This window comes from Streptomyces hilarionis (assembly GCF_024539675.1).
GTDB lineage: Bacteria > Actinomycetota > Actinomycetes > Streptomycetales > Streptomycetaceae > Streptomyces > Streptomyces hilarionis.
Map to the genome: position 1 here is coordinate 1 of NZ_JAHHIT010000061.1, position 17411 is coordinate 17411.

At 72.5% G+C, this 17411-nt stretch carries 16 protein-coding genes; 7 read left to right on the plus strand and 9 right to left on the minus strand.

Annotated features, from left to right (window positions below; all coding sequences use genetic code 11):
- Positions 1-238 precede the first annotated feature (238 nt).
- The 5 genes from KMS84_RS15910 (at position 239) to KMS84_RS15930 (ending at position 6185) form a co-directional block, all read left to right on the plus strand.
- Positions 239-1483: a sugar ABC transporter substrate-binding protein gene (locus tag KMS84_RS15910; protein WP_256916862.1), complete on the plus strand. Its 1245-nt coding sequence runs from the start codon at positions 239-241 to the stop codon at positions 1481-1483.
- Positions 1484-1505: 22 nt separating this feature from the next.
- Positions 1506-2489 carry a carbohydrate ABC transporter permease gene (locus KMS84_RS15915; protein WP_256916863.1) on the plus strand — a complete coding sequence of 328 codons (984 nt, stop codon included), beginning with the start codon at positions 1506-1508 and terminating at the stop codon, positions 2487-2489.
- The gene (locus KMS84_RS15920; protein ID WP_256916864.1) at positions 2486-3328 is read left to right on the plus strand and encodes a carbohydrate ABC transporter permease; all 843 of its coding nucleotides are present in this window, start codon (positions 2486-2488) and stop codon (positions 3326-3328) included. Before KMS84_RS15915 ends, KMS84_RS15920 begins: the two co-directional genes overlap by 4 nt.
- 172 nt (positions 3329-3500) lie before the next feature.
- Positions 3501-5264 carry an MGH1-like glycoside hydrolase domain-containing protein gene (locus tag KMS84_RS15925; RefSeq protein ID WP_256916865.1) on the plus strand — a complete coding sequence of 588 codons (1764 nt, stop codon included), beginning with the start codon at positions 3501-3503 and terminating at the stop codon, positions 5262-5264.
- A 96-nt stretch (positions 5265-5360) separates the two neighbouring features.
- Positions 5361-6185, plus strand: coding sequence for a class I SAM-dependent methyltransferase (locus tag KMS84_RS15930; RefSeq protein WP_256916914.1), 825 nt, complete (start codon positions 5361-5363; stop codon positions 6183-6185).
- Between the two features lie 137 nt (positions 6186-6322).
- Here the strand turns inward: KMS84_RS15930 and KMS84_RS15935 are convergent, their stop codons facing one another.
- The 6 genes from KMS84_RS15935 to KMS84_RS15960 form a co-directional block, all read right to left on the minus strand.
- Positions 6323-6772: a DUF3618 domain-containing protein gene (locus KMS84_RS15935; protein ID WP_256916866.1), complete on the minus strand. Its 450-nt coding sequence runs from the start codon at positions 6770-6772 to the stop codon at positions 6323-6325.
- The gene (locus KMS84_RS15940; protein ID WP_256916915.1) at positions 6769-7140 is read right to left on the minus strand and encodes a phage holin family protein; all 372 of its coding nucleotides are present in this window, start codon (positions 7138-7140) and stop codon (positions 6769-6771) included. The genes KMS84_RS15935 and KMS84_RS15940 overlap by 4 nt, the downstream gene beginning before the upstream one ends.
- 517 nt (positions 7141-7657) lie before the next feature.
- Positions 7658-8314, minus strand: coding sequence for a fasciclin domain-containing protein (locus KMS84_RS15945; protein WP_256916867.1), 657 nt, complete (start codon positions 8312-8314; stop codon positions 7658-7660).
- Positions 8315-8400: 86 nt separating this feature from the next.
- Positions 8401-10017, minus strand: a complete 1617-nt coding sequence (locus KMS84_RS15950) for a sulfite oxidase (protein ID WP_256916868.1) — start codon at positions 10015-10017, stop codon at positions 8401-8403.
- A gap of 210 nt (positions 10018-10227) precedes the next feature.
- Positions 10228-10980: an anti-sigma factor gene (locus KMS84_RS15955; RefSeq protein ID WP_256916869.1), complete on the minus strand. Its 753-nt coding sequence runs from the start codon at positions 10978-10980 to the stop codon at positions 10228-10230.
- On the minus strand, positions 10977-11561 hold the full coding sequence (locus KMS84_RS15960; protein ID WP_256916870.1) for a sigma-70 family RNA polymerase sigma factor: 585 nt from the start codon (positions 11559-11561) through the stop codon (positions 10977-10979). Before KMS84_RS15960 ends, KMS84_RS15955 begins: the two co-directional genes overlap by 4 nt.
- A gap of 260 nt (positions 11562-11821) precedes the next feature.
- Between KMS84_RS15960 and KMS84_RS15965 the strand changes: the two genes are divergently transcribed.
- The gene (locus KMS84_RS15965; protein ID WP_256916871.1) at positions 11822-12223 is read left to right on the plus strand and encodes an excalibur calcium-binding protein; all 402 of its coding nucleotides are present in this window, start codon (positions 11822-11824) and stop codon (positions 12221-12223) included.
- Positions 12224-12254: 31 nt separating this feature from the next.
- Here KMS84_RS15965 and KMS84_RS15970 read toward each other — a convergent pair whose 3' ends face one another.
- Positions 12255-13205 (minus strand): hypothetical protein, encoded by a 951-nt coding sequence (locus KMS84_RS15970; protein ID WP_256916872.1) that lies wholly within the window; start codon positions 13203-13205, stop codon positions 12255-12257.
- Between the two features lie 3 nt (positions 13206-13208).
- The gene (locus tag KMS84_RS15975; protein WP_256916873.1) at positions 13209-14009 is read right to left on the minus strand and encodes a nucleotidyl cyclase domain-containing protein; all 801 of its coding nucleotides are present in this window, start codon (positions 14007-14009) and stop codon (positions 13209-13211) included.
- Positions 14010-14259: 250 nt separating this feature from the next.
- On the opposite strand from KMS84_RS15975, the gene KMS84_RS15980 reads away from it, so the two are divergent.
- A complete protein-coding gene (locus KMS84_RS15980) occupies positions 14260-14517 on the plus strand; it encodes a hypothetical protein (RefSeq protein WP_256916874.1) in 258 nt (85 codons plus the stop codon).
- Between the two features lie 80 nt (positions 14518-14597).
- Here KMS84_RS15980 and KMS84_RS15985 read toward each other — a convergent pair whose 3' ends face one another.
- On the minus strand, positions 14598-17195 hold the full coding sequence (locus KMS84_RS15985) for a SpoIIE family protein phosphatase/ATP-binding protein (protein ID WP_256916875.1): 2598 nt from the start codon (positions 17193-17195) through the stop codon (positions 14598-14600).
- Positions 17196-17411: the final 216 nt, after the last annotated feature.

Here is a 17411-nt window from a genome sequence, read left to right on the forward strand (position 1 = left end):
TCCCTGACCCCGACCACGAACCACGCTCCCGCCCCGGCTCCCCGGCGACGCTCCCCGCCCCGGACCGCCGACGGCACGCACCGGACCTCGTTCCCGCACGGACCGCCCACCACCGCTGCTCGGCATGCCCGCACGCCTCCGGGACCCTGCCCACGCTTTCCCGGACACCCACGCGTCCCGCGCACCGCATGCACACCCGCCCCGACACCGCACGCACACAAGAACTGAGGAAACCGCCATGGACAGATCCTCCCGGCGCCGTCTCGTCGCGGCGATGGCCCTGTCGACCGTCACCGCGGTCGTCGGCGCCGCCTGCTCCTCCGGTTCGGGCGCCACCGACACCAAGGGCGCCGGCAACGGCAGCTACACCGTCTGGGACCCGTACCCCCAGTTCGACAAGGCCTCGGCCTGGGCGAAGCTGCTCGACGACTGCGGCACGAAGGCCGGGGTCGGGATCAAGCGGACCGCGTTCGACACCGGCGACCTGACGAACAAGACGCTGCTGGCGGCGCAGCAGGACAACGCGCCGGACGTGCTCATCGTCGACAACCCCGTGGTGTCCACCCTCGCCGAGGCGGGCGTCCTCACCACGACCGACGACAACAAACTCGACACCTCGAAGGTGGATCCGAACCTCCTCGCGGCCGGACAGTCGGGCGGGAAGACGTACGGCACCCCGATCGGCGCCAACACCCTCGCCCTCTACTACAACAAGTCCGTGCTGAAGGCAGCAGGCGTCGACGTCGCCTCGGTCAAGGACTGGACGTCGCTGACGGCGGCGCTGGCCAAGGTCAAGAGCGCCGGAAAGAAGGGCATCACCTTCTCCGCGATCGGCACCGAGGAGGGCAGCTTCCAGTTCCTGCCCTGGTTCTGGGGATCGGGCGCGAAGCTCACCGAACTCGACTCCGCCCAGGGCGAGTCGGCGCTCGCCCTGTGGACGGGCTGGTTGAAGAAGGGGTACGCGCCGAACTCGGTCATCAACAACACCCAGACCACCAGCTGGCAGGAGTTCGCGACCGGCGACTACGCCTTCGCCGAGAACGGCACCTGGCAGCTCGCCAACGCCGACAAGGCCGGCTTCGACTACGGCGTCCTGCCCGTGCCCGCCTCCTCCGGGGGCAACGCCCCGGCCCCGACCGGCGGCGAGTTCGTCACCCTTCCCGTCCAGGGCGACACCGCCCGCTACGCCACCGCGCAGAAGCTGGTGAGCTGCCTGACCAGCACCGGCAACCTCGACGCCACCGACACCGCCCTGTCCTACGTGGCTCCCACCGCCGAGGTGCAGAACAGGCAGGTCGCGGCGAAGGCCGGACTCAAGCCCTGGGTCGACGCGGTCAGGGCCGCGAAGGGCCGCACCAGCGACGACCTCGGCACCGAGTACCCGAAGATCTCCCAGCAGTTGTGGAAGGCCGTCCAGTCCGCGCTGAGCGGCGCCGAGTCACCCGAGGACGCGCTGTCCAGGGCCCAGTCCGCGGTCAAGTAGCGAGAGACTCACGGGTCCGCAGATGAACCACACGAAGCAGCTGCCTGACCGCCGGTCCGCGCCCGCCCGGAACGGGGCGCTCGCCACCGCCCCGTCCCCGGCCTCCGCGCGAGCACGGCGCCGCCCGGCCTCCCCGCAGTGGGCCGCCTGGGCGTTCCTCGCCCCGGTCACCCTCTACCTCGTCGTCCTCTACGCCTATCCCCTCTACCGCAACGTCGATCTGAGCCTGCGCCACTACACCGTCCGCTCCTTCGTCGAGGGCAACGCGCCCTTCACGGGCCTGAAGAACTACGAAACCGTCGTCGCCGACCCCACGTTCGCGCCGGCCCTGGCGCACACCGTGGTGTTCACCGCCGTGTGCCTCTTCTTCCAGTACGCCCTCGGCCTGGCGCTGGCGGTCTTCTTCCACCAGAACTTCCGCCTCTCCGCCACCCTGCGCGCCCTGTTCCTGGTGCCGTGGCTGCTGCCGCTCATCGTGTCGGCCTCGACGTGGTCGTGGATGCTCAACAGCGACTCCGGCATCGTCAACTCCTTCCTGCACGCGGTGGGCGTCGGTCCGGTCAACTGGCTCACCTCACCGGAGTGGTCGCTGACCTCGGTGATCGTCGCCAACATCTGGATCGGCGTCCCGTTCAACCTGGTCGTCCTCCACAGCGGCCTCCAGTCCATCCCGGGCAGCCTGTACGAGGCCGCCGCCCTCGACGGCGCGGGCGCCTGGCGGCGCTTCTGGAGCATCACCTTCCCGCTCCTGCGCCCGGTCTCGGCGATCACCCTGCTCCTGGGCCTGGTCTACACCCTGAAGGTCTTCGACATCATCTGGATCATGACCAAGGGCGGCCCTGCGGGCTCCTCCACCACCTTCGCCACCTGGTCCTACGAACTCGGCTTCGGCAACCTGCTGCCGGCCTTCGGCCCCGGCGCGGCCGTGGGCAACCTGCTCGTCGTCGCCGCACTGGTCTTCGGCCTGGTGTACCTGAGGGCCCAGCGAAAGCAGGCACGGTCATGACCGCTCCGGCCCTGATCCCGAACCGCCGTCGGGGCACGTGGGGGAAGACGACCGCGGGCGTCGCGCTGACGGCGGTCATGCTCTTCCCCGTCTACTGGATGATCAACGTGTCGTTCACCCGCGACCAGGACATGCGCAAGAGCCCGCCCCGCCTGTTCCCCCTGCACGGCACGCTGACCGGCTACCGCACCGTCCTGAACGAGCAGTTGCCCTACCTCGGCACCAGCCTCGTCGTCGCCCTGGGCACCGTCGTGCTGACCGTCGCCCTGGCCGCACCCGCCGGATACGCCCTGGCCCAGTTGCGTCCGCGCGGCGGCGGCGTCCTCGGATTCGTCCTGCTGGCCGCGCAGATGATCCCCGGCATCATCATGGCGATGGGCTTCTACGCCGTGTACCTCGGCCTGGGCCTGCTCCAGTCCGTCCCCGGCCTCGTCGTCGCCGACTCCACCCTCGCCGTCCCCTTCGCCGTGCTGATCTTCACCGCGTTCATGTCCGGCATCCCCGGCGAACTGCTCCAGGCCGCGACGGTGGACGGCGCGGGAACCTGGCGGACCTTCCGTTCGATCGTGCTGCCGATGAGCCGCAACGCCGTCGTCACCGTGTCCCTGTTCGCGTTCCTGTGGTCGTGGTCCGACTTCGTCTTCGCCGGGACGCTGGTCAACGGCGGGGCGCACGAGCCGATCACCCTCGGCATCTACCACTACATCGGCAACAACAACCAGGAGTGGAACGCCATCATGGCCACCGCCGTCGTGGCGTCGCTGCCCGCCGCGGTGATCCTCGTCCTCGCCCAGCGTCACATCGCCGCCGGCGTGTCCGCCGGAGCCGTCAAGGACTGACCCGGAGACGCCCAGCACGGACGCCGACCCGTCATGGACCGGCAACCACCCGTCAAGGACCGGCGGCGCGCAGGCGCACGCCCGCGGCGCGGCCGTCCGGCCGCCGTGCGAGCACCCGCGCGCCGACCGGCGGACCCCCGACCGTCCCGCCCGAGAAATGAGTACCGCCTCCATGAGCGCCGACCCGCCCGACACGGCCTTCAGCGTCCACGACATCCCCTTCAGCGCCTACGGATCCTGGTTCGGCATCTCTTTCGTGCTCGCGGAGAACACGCGCTCGGAGGACCTGCACCTCGTCTCGCACCAGAACGGCATGCACGCCGTCCTGCGCCTCGTCCCCCTCGACACGGCGACGGGGGAGCGCGCGGAGACCTCTGTCCGGGCGACGCCCGCCCTGCTCGGCTGGACCGCCGCGGAAGGCCGCGCCCACCTCGCCTACGAGTCGCCGGACACCGTGCGCGTGCGCGGCACGGGGCTGAGCCTGCGCATCACCGCGGCGGCGCAGGCCCTGACACCCTTCAGCGGCGCCTACTTCTACCGGGATCCGGTGGACGGCGCCCACACGTTCAGCTCCTACGAGACCGGCCGCCGCTACCGGATCACCGTGCTGTCCGGCGCCGTCGCCGAGGCGTTTGGCTCCGAGGCCCTCGGCTCGGCCGACCGCGGCCTCACGGTCACCGCCGAAGCGGGCGGCTCGTGGGAGGTCGCCGTCGAGGAACTCGACAGCGCCCGCCCGCCCTACCGCCCGTCGGCCGCGTTCGGCCAGGTGGAGGAGGCCGCGCGGCGCGCGTTCGCCGCGTTCGCCGCCGCGGTCGCCCCGTGGCGCTCGGCCGACACCCCGGCAGCCGAACTCGCCGCCTACGTGGTGTGGTCCGCCACCGTGCGCCCGGCGGGCCTGGTCACCCGGCCGGCGGTGCTGATGTCGAAACACTGGATGGACAAGGTCTGGAGCTGGGACCACTGCTTCAACGCCCTCGCCCTGGCCCCCGGATCGCCCGGCCTGGCCTGGGACCAGTTCTCCCTGCCCTTCGACCACCAGGACGAGACCGGAGCGCTGCCCGATTCCGTCACCCACTCCGAGGTCCTGTACAACTTCGTCAAGCCGCCCATCCACGGCTGGGCCCTGCGCCGTCTGCGCGACCGGCTCCCCGAACCGCTCGGACCTGCCGAACTCGCCCAGATCTACGGCCGGTTGACGCGCTGGACCGACTTCTGGCTCACCGCCCGCCGCGCCCCCGCCTCCGCACTGCCCCACTACCAGCACGGCAACGACAGCGGCTGGGACAACGCCACCACCTTCGACCCGGCACGCGTGGCCGTGACCGCCGACCTCACCGCCGTGTTGATCCTCCAGCTCGACGAACTGGCCCGCCTGGCGGCCGAACTGGGCTTCCCCGACGAAGCCCGCCGCCGCACCGAGGCGGCCGACGCCCTCCAGCGCGCCCTGCTGGACGAACTGTGGGACGGCGAACGGTTCCTGAGCCGCCCGGCCCTCGGCGGGAGCCCCACCCCGAGCGCGAGCCTGCTCGACCTCATGCCGATCGTGCTCGGCGACCGCCTGCCCCCCGAGGTCCGCGACCGGCTGGCCGACCGGATCGCCACCCACCTCACCGCGTTCGGCCTGGCGACCGAACACCCCGGCTCCCCGCACTACGAGCCCGACGGCTACTGGCGCGGCCCGGTCTGGGCCCCCGCCACCGTCCTCATCGAGGACGGCCTGCGCCGCGCCGGCCACGAACGCCTCGCCGACGAGATCAGCGCCCGCTTCCGCACCCTGTGCGAGACCTCCGGATTCGCCGAGAACTTCGACGCGTTGACCGGCCGCGGACTGCGCGACCGCGCCTACACCTGGACCGCCAGCAGCTACCTGCTGCTGGCCCGCGACCACCTGCACCGCCGCGCGGCCGCCGCGTCCGGCACGGCGGCCACCGCCTGAACCGCGCGCGGCATTCCTTCCCCACGTCCGCCCCGCGGAACCGTCGACTAGGGTGGCGCGGTGACTGATGAGCAGGAGCGGGTGCGGCCGTCGGGAGTGTGGGCCACGGCGGTGGGGGTGGCCAGGGTGCGGGCGCTCGAGACCGAGCGGGAGAACGCGCTCTTCCGCGATCCGCTGGCACAGGCCTTCGCCGCCGCCGGCGGCCTGTGGCCCTCTCCGCCGCCGCTGCCCGATCCCGACGACGAGGCCGCACGACGCCGCCGGAAGGCCGTCTCGTTCTCCATCGTCATCAGGACGAAGTTCCTCGACGACCTGGTCCGGCAAGCCGCCGCGTCCGGAATCCGCCAGGTCGTGCTGCTCGGCGCCGGCATGGACAGCCGCGCCTTCCGGATGGACTGGCCCGAGGGCACCCGGCTGTTCGAGGTCGACACCGCCGCCCCCCTGGACTTCAAGGCCACCGTGCTGCGCCGGGAGCGGGCCGTCGCGCGGTGCGAGCGGATCGCCGTCGCGGTGGATCTGCGGGAGGACTGGCCCGGCGCGCTGACCGACGCGGGGCACGACCCGGCGGCGCCCACCGTGTGGATCGCCGAAGGACTGCTGATCTATCTGCCCCAGGACGCGGTGGAACTGCTGCTGGCCCGGATCAGCGCGCAGTCGGCGCCGGGCAGCCGGATGGGGCTGACGCTGGGCTCGCCCGGCGTGATCGAGCGTTTCGGCGCGGACGCCGCCGCCCCGGGGTCGGCGGCGTCCCTGTGGGTCTCGGAGATGCCCGACGACCCGGGGGCCTGGCTGGCCGGCCACGGCTGGGACGCCGAGTGCCACACCCTGCGCGAACGCGCCGCCGCCTACGGCCGTCCGGTCGGCACCCCGCCGCAACGCGAGGAGCGGCCCGGCGGACTGGTCTCGGCGGTCCGCCGGTGAACCGTGCCGCTGACTGCTGACTGCTGACTGCTGACTGCTGACTGCTGGCCGGTCGTCGGTGGTCGGTGCCGCCGCGGCCGGCGGCCGGCCGGTTCACAGGCGATCGTCGACGCCCTCACCGGCCGGCCTTCAGCGGCTCATCCCTTCCGGCGACGGCAGGCCAGCCACACCGCGGCGGCGACGGCGGCCGATGCCAGCAGCAGCTTGCGGTTGTCCTGTGCCAGTCGGGCGCCCCGGGCCGTCTTCTGCCGCACCGGCTCGGGGGCCGTCTCCTGCCACATCCGTCCGGCCTGTGCCGCCTTCGCCCGGGCCTGCTCGGCGGCCTGGGCGGCCTTGTCCTTCACCGGGTCGGGCAGCTTGTCGTGCGCCTGGTGGGCCAGTTCGGCGGCCTTCTCCTTCAGCTCCCCGGCCTTGGCCGCGGCCTGGTCCTTGACCTCGGCGGCCTTCTCCTGGGCGCGTGCCTTGACGTCGGTCTTGGCAGCGAGCGCCTCGACCGTCTGCCCGAGTTCTTCCCGGGTCTGTTCGACCTGCTCGCGCAGCTCGTCGGGGCTGGATGCGGTGGGCTCGTCGTGAGGCGGCTGGGTCATCGCTGGGCACTCTCCTTGATCTCGGCCACGTCGGCCTTCACGTTCTCGATCGTCTGCTCTGGCGCGGGCGGCGCGGCCTGTTCCACCTGCTTCTTCCCCCTCATGGCCAGGACCGCGGCGATCACACCCAGGACCGCCGTGACGATCAGGGCCGCCGCCCACACCGGCAGCGGCACCGCCAGCGCCGCGATCGCCGTGACGACGAGCGCCTCCAGCGTCAGGAAGCCGACGACGCCGGCACCGCCGAAGAGGCCGCCGCCCTTGCCGTAGCGCTTGCCCTTCTCCTTCATCTCCGCCTGGGCCAGCCTCAGTTCGCCGCGCACCAGCTCGGTCAGCTGTTGCGAGGCCCGTTGCACCAGCTCGCCCACCGGCTCCTGGTGCGACTGCGTGCTCGACAATGCCGTCTCCTCCCGTCTTCGCGCGCTCTCGTGTCCTCGTGCGGTCACGGCGGGGCGCGCTCGGTGCGTACCCGACCGTCCGATGGCCGACGAGTACCCCGGACAGGAGAGTTAGGCAGGGGCCGGTCGCAAGGAAGGGCCGGCGTTCTTCGCTCGCGGGACGCATGAGTCGCGCCGCTGGAAGCGTGCGACAGGGCATGGAGTGCGTGATCTCCGGATCGACATCCTGCGCGCGGAGCCGGCGCGACGTTCCCCGACGGGCGCGGCGTCCGTGGTCGAGCGGTGGGCACCTGGCGGAACGACGAGACGCGGCGCATCAACGCGTGGGCGGCCATCCTCGCCGTGACGGTCCTCGGCGCCGGACTCCTGCACCGGGCCTTCCGACGCAACGGCTGGCTGTGACGCGAGGGGCTGGCCGGCGTCCGGGTGCGGGCGAGGGCGGCCGAGGGAACCTCCCCGGCCGCCCTCGCCCTTCCGGTCAGCACCGTCAGCCGGTGGGCATCAGCACGCTGTCGATGATGTAGACGTTGGCGTTCGCGGTCTTGACGTTCCCGCAGACCACCTTGGCGGAGTCGTCGACCGTGTAGGACTCGCCGGAGCCCGAGGTGGTCACCTTGGCCTTGGCGAGCGTGTCGAACGAGCCGTTCTCCAGGTCCTTCGGGGCCAGCTTCTGTCCGACCACGTGGTACGTGAGGATCTTCGTCAGCTGTGCCTTGTCGTTGAGGACCTTGTCGAGGGTCGCCTTGGGGATCTTGGCGAAGGCGTCGTTGGTCGGGGCGAAGACGGTGATGTTCTGGGCGTTGTTGAGGGTGTCGACGAGACCGGCCTTCTTCACGGCGCTCACGAGTGTGGACAGGGCGGGGTTGTTGGAGGCGGCGGTGGCCACCGGGTCCTGGGCCATCCCGTCGAAGGAGCCGGCGCCGTCGGCGGGCACGGCGGAGCAGGCCGGGCCGAACGGCTTGTCCGCCGCGGCGGCCTCGGTGGTGCCGCCCATGTCGTCGGAGGCGGTCGCGGGGGCCGACGCCTTGGACGCGGTGTCCGACCCGGCGGAGTCGCTGCCGTTGTCGGAGCAGGCGCTCAGGGCCAGCGGCAGAACGGCGGCCGCGGCCACGGTCACGGCGATACGACGGATACGGGTGTTCATGGTTCTCTCCTGTGGGTCATCGCAGCGCAGGCTGCTCTTCGGGTGGGTCAGGGGTGGTCAGGGAGGGGTGGTCTCGCGGTGGCGGGTCAGTCGACGGTGACGACGACGGAGTGCCGGCCGTCGGCGCCGTCGGGCAGGGTCCGGGTCCGTTTCTCGGTCTGCACCGCGCCGGCGCCGTCGGTGGCGCGCACGGTGAGGGTGTGTCCGCCCCTGGTGGCCTGCCAGGGGAGGGACCACTGGCGCCAGGTGTCGCGGGAGTCCTCCGCGGCGAGCCGGGCCTCCCGCCAGGGACCGTCGTCGACGCGGACTTCGACCTTGTCGATGCCCCGGTGCTGGGCCCAGGCGACCCCGGCGACCATCACCGTGCCCGACGCGGGGCGGGCGAACGGCCGGGGGGTGTCGATGCGGGCCTGGGTCTTGACCGGCGCCCGGCGGGACCAGCCGCGTGCGACCCAGTACGGGTCGTAGGCGTCGAAGGTGGTGAGCTCGATGTCCTCGATCCACTTGCACGCGGAGACGTAGCCGTACAGGCCGGGCACCACCATGCGGACCGGGAAACCGTGGGCGAAGGGAAGCGGTTCGCCGTTCATCCCGACGGCGAGCAGCGCGTCCCGGCCGTCCATGACGTCCTCGACCGGGCTGCCGATGGTCATGCCGTCCACCGACCGGGCCACCAGCTGATCGGCGGGGCCTCCCCGGGCGGGGGGCTCGACCCCGCAGTCGGCCAGCAGGTCGGCCAGGCGCACGCCGATCCAGCGGGCGTTGCCCACGTAGGGGCCGCCGACCTCGTTGGACACGCAGGTCAGGGTGATGTCGCGCTCCACCAGCTCGCGTCGCAGCAGCTCGTCGAAGGACAACGTCACCGGGCGGGCGACTCCCAGCCCGTGGACGCGCAGCCGCCAGGTGCGCGCGTCGACCTTCGGCACGACCAGGGCGGTGTCCACCCGGTAGAAGTCCTTGGCGGGCGTCAGGAAGGAACTCGCCCCCGGGATCCGCAGCTGCGCCCCTGCCGGTACCGGGGGAGCGGGGGAGCCGGGCGCGGGCAGGACGAGGCCGTCACGGGAGGCGACCGCGTCGTGCCCGCTCGCCCCGTTCAGGGTGCGGCCGAGCACCGCCGCTCCCGCGGACGCGGCGGCGGCAGCGCTCGTGGCGAGCAGGAACCCCCGCCGGTCCCACTCCGGCCGCCGGGGCAGCCCCTGTCCCGCCGCGTCGGGGTCGGCCGCCGTCCCTCCGCGCGCGTCGAGACGGCCGGCGAGAAGGAACAGCACACCGGCTCCCGCGAGCGCCCCCGCGGCGGAGGGGAGCGCGTCGCGCAGCCCGGTGGAGTCCGGGCGGCCGAGAGCCGCCGTCGCGCCCACGAGACCGAACAGGAGCAGGCCGACGACCGCGCTCCACCGGTGGCGCAGGGAAAGGACGCCCAGGGAGACGGCGAGCACCGCCAGTACGGAAAGGATGCCGAATTCCAGGACGAGCTTGTCGTCGGTTCCGAAATTGCGGACCGCCCAGTCCTTGACCATCGCGGGAGTGCGGTCGATCGCCGCGCCACCGACGGCGACGACCGGTCCGGCCTCGGGACGCACCCACACCGACACGAGTTCGGCGACCGCGAGCGCCGCGGAACCTGCCAGCACGCCGCTGAGCGCGCCGAGCACCGACCGCGTCCAACTGCGCGGGATCCGCCGCTTCTTCTCGAGGTTCGTCACGTGGGGAATCCGGTCCTGAACGCGGCGCGGATTGGTCGGTCACCGGATCGGATGAATATTTCTTCCCGGCCAATCCGCGGCCCTTCGCGCTACGGATTACGTGTATTGGCCGCGTGCGTGTGCTCCGCGCCCGCGCCCTGAAATCAATGACGCAGGAAGACGAAAAAAGGGGGGGCTCGGCCGTCCGGCCGGGCCCCCCCTTTTTTTCTCTCAGGCGGGAAACTTCCACAGAGCGATCGGTGGCGAGGTGGGCCGTGGCGAGCCGCCCGCGGGCTCGACGGTGATGCCCATGCCGGAGGCGGCGTCGACGGCCCCTCGCAGCAGCACGGTCTGGTCGCTGCGGCCGGGGTCCATCAGCCCCGCGGACCGCATGGCTCCGGCGTCGTCGAACCAGAGCTGGTACACCTTGCCGCGGGGCGGCGGCGCCATGGCGGAGGCGACGAAGACGGCCCGGTCCTGGCTCGCGGAGACGACGACGGCTCCCGTGGCGCCGTCCGACAGTTTCGCCGTCTGCGTTCGGGCGTCCGGGGCGGCGAGCACGGCGGCGATCCGGTCCACGGTCTGCTCCGCCTGCCGTGCCTGCTCAGTGGCGTCCTCGGCACGCTGGTGCTGCCACACGGCGGTTCCCCCGAGCGCGGCGGCCGCGGCGAGGCAGGCGGCCAGCGCCCAGCGTGACAGCAGCCGTGTCCCGGCTCGAGCACGGCCCGGGCCGGGCCGCGGGACACCAGTCGGCGCCTCCTGCCGGACCGTGGTGATGCGTCGCAGCACCTGTTCACGCATCGCGGGGCGCGCCGGCGTCCAGGCGGCCAGCCCCAGGCGGGCCGCGGTCGCCGAGAGCTCGGCCGCCTCCTGCGCGCAAGCCTCGCAGCCGGCGCAGTGGTGTTCGAACGCCTCGCGTTCCTCGTCGGACACGGCGTGCAGGGCGTAGGCGCCCGTGAGCCGGTGCAGGTCGGCGGCGGTCACGCGGTCACCCCCAGGCAGTCGCGCAGTCGGATGAGTCCGTCGCGCAGACGGGTCTTCACGGTGCCCAGCGGAAGCTTCAGCGCGTCCGCCACCTGCGGGTAGGTCAGCCCGCGGTAGTAGGCGAGAGTGACGGCCTGGCGCTGGATCTCGGTCAGGGTGCGCAGACAGCGCCGCACCTGCTCCCGCTCCAGCCGCGCCTCGACCTGCTCGGTCACATGATCGTATTCGGGTGTGTGGTCCAACAGAGCCGCCTTGTGGTCCCGGGCCGCCGCCGCCTCCGCCGAGCGCACGCGGTCGACGGCGCGGCGGTGCGCGAGCGTGAGGATCCAGTTGATCGCCGACCCGCGGTCGGACCGGTACCTGGGCGCGGTGCGCCACACCTCCACAAGTACCTCCTGGGCCACCTCCTCCGACTGCGCCTCGTCGCGCAGGACGGCACGGACCACGCCCAGAACCGAGTTCACCACGGTGTCGTACACCGAGGCGAAGGCCTTCTCGTCCCCCAGGGCGACCCGGGCCATCAGCTCCTCCAGGTCCGGTTCCGCCGAGGGGTTTCTGCCGATGTACACGGCCTCTTTCACGGGGTCCTCCGTGGTCGGGACATCTCCGGACGTAATCCGATCCTGCACCGCCCGCGGATTGGTCGCGGCGCCGAAAAAGAAGAAACGGCCCCGGCCCCCCCGGGTGCGGCCCCCGCGCAGCCGGGCCGAGACCGGCCCCGGACGCCGTGCCGAGCCGCCTGCTCACCCCCATGGCCCACGTGCCCGCGCCGCCTCTCCGCCCGCCTTCTAGCGTCGGAGGCAACGGATTCCAGATCCCCAGGAACCGGGAGGAGACGTCCATGTCGCTCCGTGCTCCCCTCGCGGGCATAGCCGCCGCGATCGTCTGCATCACCCCGCTGGCCGGAACAGCGCACGCCCAGGACCTCGATTGCCGCGACTTCGCGTTCCAGGAAGACGCCCAGGCGGTGTTCGACCAGGATCCGTCCGACCCCAACCGGCTCGACGAGGACCAAGGGCCGGACGACGGGATCGCCTGCGAGGTGTTGCCGCACCGCAGTGCCGCCGTCGTTCCGACAGCCCTGCCCCGGCCGGTCGTCACGCCGACCCGCGGCGTTCAGGGCGGCCTCGGCGGGGCGACCGGCGCGGGGGTCTCCGGGCGGGACGTCGGTCTCGGCCTGGGCCTCACCGCCGGGGCGCTGACGGCCGCCGGATGCATGATGGTCCGCCGTCGGCGGAGCTGAACCGGCGACCGGGGAACGCCGTTGCGGGCCGTCAGGAGCCGGGCGGCGGGGGGTGGTCCGCCGGTCGGTCGGGGGCGAGGCGGTAAGGGGCGAACGCCTCGTCGGCGGCCGGGGCGTAAGGGCGTTTGGACATGCGGGTGACCAGGTGCCACATGCGGCGTTCGTCCTCCAGGCGCTTGGGGAGGGCGAGTCCGAGTCCTTCGGCGAGGGGCCTGCGTCCCAGGTTGACCAGAGCGCGCACGGCCGCGGCCCATTCGTCGGTGGCGGCCACCGCCGCGTGGTACCAGACCGGCGTGAGGGCGAGCAGACAGGCGCCGGTGAGAACGAGCACCGGACGATCGGCCCGGGCGGCGCCCAAGGACACGAGGGCGGCGAGTGCCACCGCCGTGTGTCCGTAGAGCAGGGCCACGAAGAAGTCGACGTTCGTGCGGGCCGCCACGACCTGTTTGCCGGCCGGTTCGGGCACGACGCTCGTCAGCTCGTTCCACAACACCTGGGTGTCGAGCCGGTACCGGTCGTATCCGTACTCCTCGAACCTGCGGATGGCGTTCCCCAGCCGGGTCGGCGCGATCTGCCCGTCGCTCACCGGGTAGCGGTCGAGGCGCTCCCTGTGCAGCGCCCGCCTGATGGGCGAGGCGAACGAGGGATCGGCGAGCCGGTCGGCCGCCTTCCGACGCCGGGCGCGCTGCCGGCGGCACCCTCGTTCGTAGGCGGGCGCCGGCCACAGCGCGTACCCCTCCAGGAAGCGGTAGAGAGGAGTCTGCAAGGCGTTCAGGACGAGTCCCAGCAGGACGGCCGTCACCAGCAGCCCGACCGCGGTGTGGCCGCCGGACGAGGGCCACGCCCGCCCGAGGACCGCGGGCCGGTGCAGGCTCGGGGCGACGGCGAACGCGAACACGGCGAGGTTCAGGGCGGTGGGCAGGATCCATCCGACGAGCACCGCCCAGCCGCCCGCGAGCACCCCTTTGGCGATGTCTCCCACGGGCTACGGCTCCGGCGTCTGTCGTGGCCAGTCGTCGTCCGGGTCGTGTTCCGGCCCGGGCGGGGTGTGGTGCGTGGGGGCGTGGACCGCGTCCGGCGGCCCGCCCACGACACCCGGCCCGTGGTGGTCGAGCACGCCGATCGAGCCGGTGGCCCGACGCTCGTCCGTGCCTTGCGCGTCCGCGCCCTGCTCCGTCTCCTCCACGGCGGCTTCCGGCGGCCGGGGGTATCCGGGCACGGTGACCCAACCACGCAGCGTCCGGCCTCGCTTGGTGACGACGTCCCTGGGACCGTAGGCCGCCGGGTCGGTGTGACGTGAGCCGTGCCCGGCCACCACCGAGCGGAAGAAGGCGTCGGGGACCACCAGGACCAACGGGGACCGGCTCGCCCGGGCGAGCACCTGCCGGACGGGCCCGGCGTCGAGCAGCTCGGCCAGGTCGTCGACGTCCCCGCCCGCCAGGTGCGGGCCGTCGAGGACCACGGGCCCGTGGCTCATCCCGACCCGCAGTCTCATGCGCAGAGCGGCGTTGTGCTCCTGCTGATGCGTTCGCAGGTCGATGTCGAGGCTCGAAAGGAACGCCCGCAGCAGGCGATCCGCGGGGACCGAGCCGGGGACCAGGATCAGCAGGCCGTCCCCGCGCTCCTCCGTCCGGCACCGACCGGGGTCGAGCCCGGCGTGTGCGAGGGCGGACTCGGCCATGCGGTACAGCGCTTCCCGCAGTGCCGCGCGGACGGCGTCGGGCCGCGAGCCGAAGTCCTCGATCTCGAGCAGCACGATCCCCCGGTGGAGCGCCTCGCCCGTCATGCGCCTCCTCCGGCGACGAAATCGACCGTGTCGACCGAGCCGTCCGCACCCGAGGGGCGATGGGCGACGCCGCTTTGCCGACCTTCCTCACCGTAGCCACCCGCGCGCGAATCAACCACCCGCCCCCTGAGGCCATTTGACGCCCCCGGGCCACAGGCCGCCGTCTGCACGGCGTAGTGTTCCGTCCCGTGCGGGGCCATGGGGGAGGAATCCGGCGGGGGAGCCGGGTGTGTCGGGGACGGGAGAGGCCATGTCGTTCGGTGCGCTGACGCTCCTCGTGCTGGGCGTGATCGTCGTCGTCGCTGTGAGCGTGGGCTCGTTGGGTGTCCATGCCTTCACGCACCACCACGTCCCGGGCCGACCGCTGCGACGCATCGTGCGCAACCCCCGCCTCTGGGGGCTGGGCCTGCTGCTCCAGGTCGCGAGCCTGCTCACCTACTCTTGGACCCTGCTCGTGCTGGGCCTGGTCCTCACCGTCTGCGGCCACGTCCTCAGGCCGACCGGCTGAGACCACCGCTCCGCACCGGGGCGGTGTCCCTGCGCGGCCGTGCTGCCGCCGGAGCGGACGTCCCGCGGGCGCCCGGAGTCTCACTCACCCGGCAGCGCCTGCTCGGCCCAGATCACCTTGCCCTGGGGCGTGTAACGGGTGCCCCAGCGCTCGGTCAGCTGCGCCACCAGGAACAGACCCCGGCCGCCCTCGTCGGTGGTGGCGGCGTACCGCAGGTGGGGCGAGGTGCTGCTGCCGTCGGTCACCTCGCAGATCAGCGTGCGGTCGTGGATCATCCGCAGGTGTATCGGCCCGCAGCCGTAGCGGACGGCGTTGGTGACCAGCTCGCTCAGCACCAGTTCCGTGCTGAAGGCCAGCTCGGACAGGCCCCACTCCTCGAGCTTGCCGGTCGCGTCGGCGCGCGCCGCGGCGACGGCGGCCGGGTCCGCCGGCACGTCCCACTCGGCGATCCGGTCCGGCGGCAGCGCGTGGGTACGGGCGATGAGCAGCGCCACGTCGTCGGTGGGGTTGGCGGGGAGCAGTGAGCCCAGTACGGCCCGGCAGCTGTCCTCCGGGGCCCGCTCGGGGTGACCCGCCAGGGCCTCGCGCAGCAGTTCCATCCCTTCGTCGAGGTCGCGGGTGCGGTCCTCCACCAGGCCGTCGGTGTACAGGGCGAGCTGGGAGCCCTCGGCGATGTCCAGCTCGGCGGTCTGGAAGGGCATGCCGCCGAGCCCCAGGGGCGGGCCGGGGGGCAGGTCGGGGAAGGTGACGTCGCCGTGCGGATCGACGACCGCCGGAGCCAGGTGTCCCGCCCGGGCCATGGTGCAGCGCAGCGTCGTCGGGTCGTAGATCGCGTAGAGGCAGGTGGCGCCCACGACGGCGGCGGGGTCGTCGGTGCAGGCCTCGTCCTGGTCGATGCGTCCGACCAGGTCGTCCAGATGGCTGAGCAGTTCGTCGGGCGGCAGATCGAGCGTGGAGAAGTTGTGCACCGCGGTCCGCAGCCGGCCCATGGTCGCGGCGGCGTGCAGACCGTGGCCGACCACGTCGCCGACCACCAGAGCGACGCGGCTGCCCGGCAGGGGGATCACGTCGAACCAGTCCCCGCTGACCCCCGACTGCGCGGGAAGGTACCGGTAGCCGACGTCGAGGGCGCTCTGCTCGGGCAGACCCTGCGGGAGCAGACTGCGCTGGAGGGTGACCGCCAGGGCGTGCTCGCGCGTGTACCGGCGGGCGTTGTCGATGCTGACCGCGGCACGCGCGACGAGTTCCTCCGCCAGCGAGAGCTCCTCCTGGTCGAAGGGCTTGTGCTCGTCGGAGCGCCAGAAGTTGACCATGCCGAGCACGACGCCGCGCGCCTTGATCGGAGCCGCTATGAGCGAGTGGATGCCGTAGTCCACGATGCGTTCCGTGCGCTCCGGGTCCTGCTGGTGCCAGCCCGTGGCGGTGGACAGGTCGGCCACCAGTTCCGAGCGGCCGGTGCCGTAGCCGCGCGCCTGGGGCGTGGAGGGGAGGAAGTCGATCAGCCGGTCCTTCTCGTAGAGCGGCTGGTCGTCGCGGATGCCGCACACGGCGACGCGTCGCATGCCCCTGGCCGTGGTGGCCGGCTCCTCGCCGTGCAGCACCGCGTCGGCGAGGTCCACGGTGACGAAGTCGGCGAAGCGGGGGACGGCGATCCGGGCGAGTTCGTCGGCCGTCTGCACGACGTCGAGGGTGGTGCCGATGCCCAGTCCGGCGTCGTAGAGCAGCTTCAGCCGTTCGCCGGTGATCTCGGCCCTGCCGGACACGGCCTGCAACTCCGTGGAGTCGCGCAGCGTGACCACGGTGCCCTTGGGGCCCGAGCCGTGCCCCGTGGAGCGCTGGTTGACCACCAGCAGCCGGGCCCCGGCCAGATGCACCTCGTCGTTGGCCTCGCGGCCGGAGACGAGCAGCGCCATGATCTCCGGTTCCAGGTGCGACATGCGGGACACGAGCTGTCCCTCGGCCTCCGCGGTCAGCTCCAGGAGCCGCTTGGCCTCGTCGTTGGCCAGGAGCAGCCGTCCCTCGTCGTTGACGATGAGGACCCCTTCGCGCACGGAGTGCAGCACCGCGTCGTGGTGCTCGTACATCCGGGTCATCTCGTTCGGGCCGAGGCTGTGGGTCTGCCGTCGCAGCCGTCGGCTCACGAGCACCGTGGCGGCGGTGGCCGCTCCGAGGGCGCAGGCCCCGGCGGTCAGGATGATCGGTATCTGCCGCTCCACCAGGCCGGTCACGTTCTTGACCTTCAGTCCGGCGGAGACGAGGGCCACCACCCGGCCCCGGGCGTCGCGGAGGGGAACGGTGGCCTGCACCTCGTGGCCCAGGGGACCGTGCACGCTTTCGGTGTAGACCCTTCCGTGCAGCGCGGGCTGGATCTCTCCCACGAAGCGTTTTCCGATCCGGTCCGGCAGGGGATGGGTGTAGCGGATCCCCTTCGTGTCCATGACGACGATGAAGTCGACGCCGGCCGACTTGCGCCCGGCCTCGGTCTGCGGCTGGAGGATCTTCGAGGGGTCGGGCGTGCGCAGCGCGGACAGCACGCCGGGGGAGTGCGCGAAGGTCTGGGCGACGGCTATGGACCTCCGTTTGGCCTCGGCGCTGGTGTGCCGTTCCGACTGGAGGACCAGGGCGAAGACCGCGAACGCCACGAGCAGCACCACCAGTGTCACCTGCATCAGGAACATCTGGCCCGCGACGGTCCGCGTGCTCTTCCGAGCCAGCGACCTTATCCGCGGTTTACGCTTAACTCGGGCAAAACGGTCTCCCATCCGGCCTTTCTAGCACCCCGGGCCCCGCTTCGTCACGGGTCTGTCCACGGACCGGCGGTCCCGGAGTCCGAACGATCACCGCTGCGACCGTGAGCGGCGCACGCTGTGCGGCGCATCCGCGGCGCATCCGCG

What these genes read in the sequence shown, in the direction of transcription:
- KMS84_RS15910 (WP_256916862.1), top strand. Translation starts at nt 239, where the DNA reads ATGGACAGATCCTCCCGGCGCCGTCTCGTCGCGGCGATGGCCCTGTCG.
- KMS84_RS15915 (WP_256916863.1), top strand. Translation starts at nt 1,506, where the DNA reads ATGAACCACACGAAGCAGCTGCCTGACCGCCGGTCCGCGCCCGCCCGG.
- KMS84_RS15920 (WP_256916864.1), top strand. Translation starts at nt 2,486, where the DNA reads ATGACCGCTCCGGCCCTGATCCCGAACCGCCGTCGGGGCACGTGGGGG.
- KMS84_RS15925 (WP_256916865.1), top strand. Translation starts at nt 3,501, where the DNA reads ATGAGCGCCGACCCGCCCGACACGGCCTTCAGCGTCCACGACATCCCC.
- KMS84_RS15935 (WP_256916866.1), bottom strand. Translation starts at nt 6,772, where the DNA reads ATGACCCAGCCGCCTCACGACGAGCCCACCGCATCCAGCCCCGACGAG.
- KMS84_RS15945 (WP_256916867.1), bottom strand. Translation starts at nt 8,314, where the DNA reads ATGAACACCCGTATCCGTCGTATCGCCGTGACCGTGGCCGCGGCCGCC.
- KMS84_RS15965 (WP_256916871.1), top strand. Translation starts at nt 11,822, where the DNA reads ATGTCGCTCCGTGCTCCCCTCGCGGGCATAGCCGCCGCGATCGTCTGC.
- KMS84_RS15975 (WP_256916873.1), bottom strand. Translation starts at nt 14,009, where the DNA reads ATGACGGGCGAGGCGCTCCACCGGGGGATCGTGCTGCTCGAGATCGAG.
- KMS84_RS15980 (WP_256916874.1), top strand. Translation starts at nt 14,260, where the DNA reads ATGTCGTTCGGTGCGCTGACGCTCCTCGTGCTGGGCGTGATCGTCGTC.
- KMS84_RS15985 (WP_256916875.1), bottom strand. Translation starts at nt 17,195, where the DNA reads ATGTTCCTGATGCAGGTGACACTGGTGGTGCTGCTCGTGGCGTTCGCG.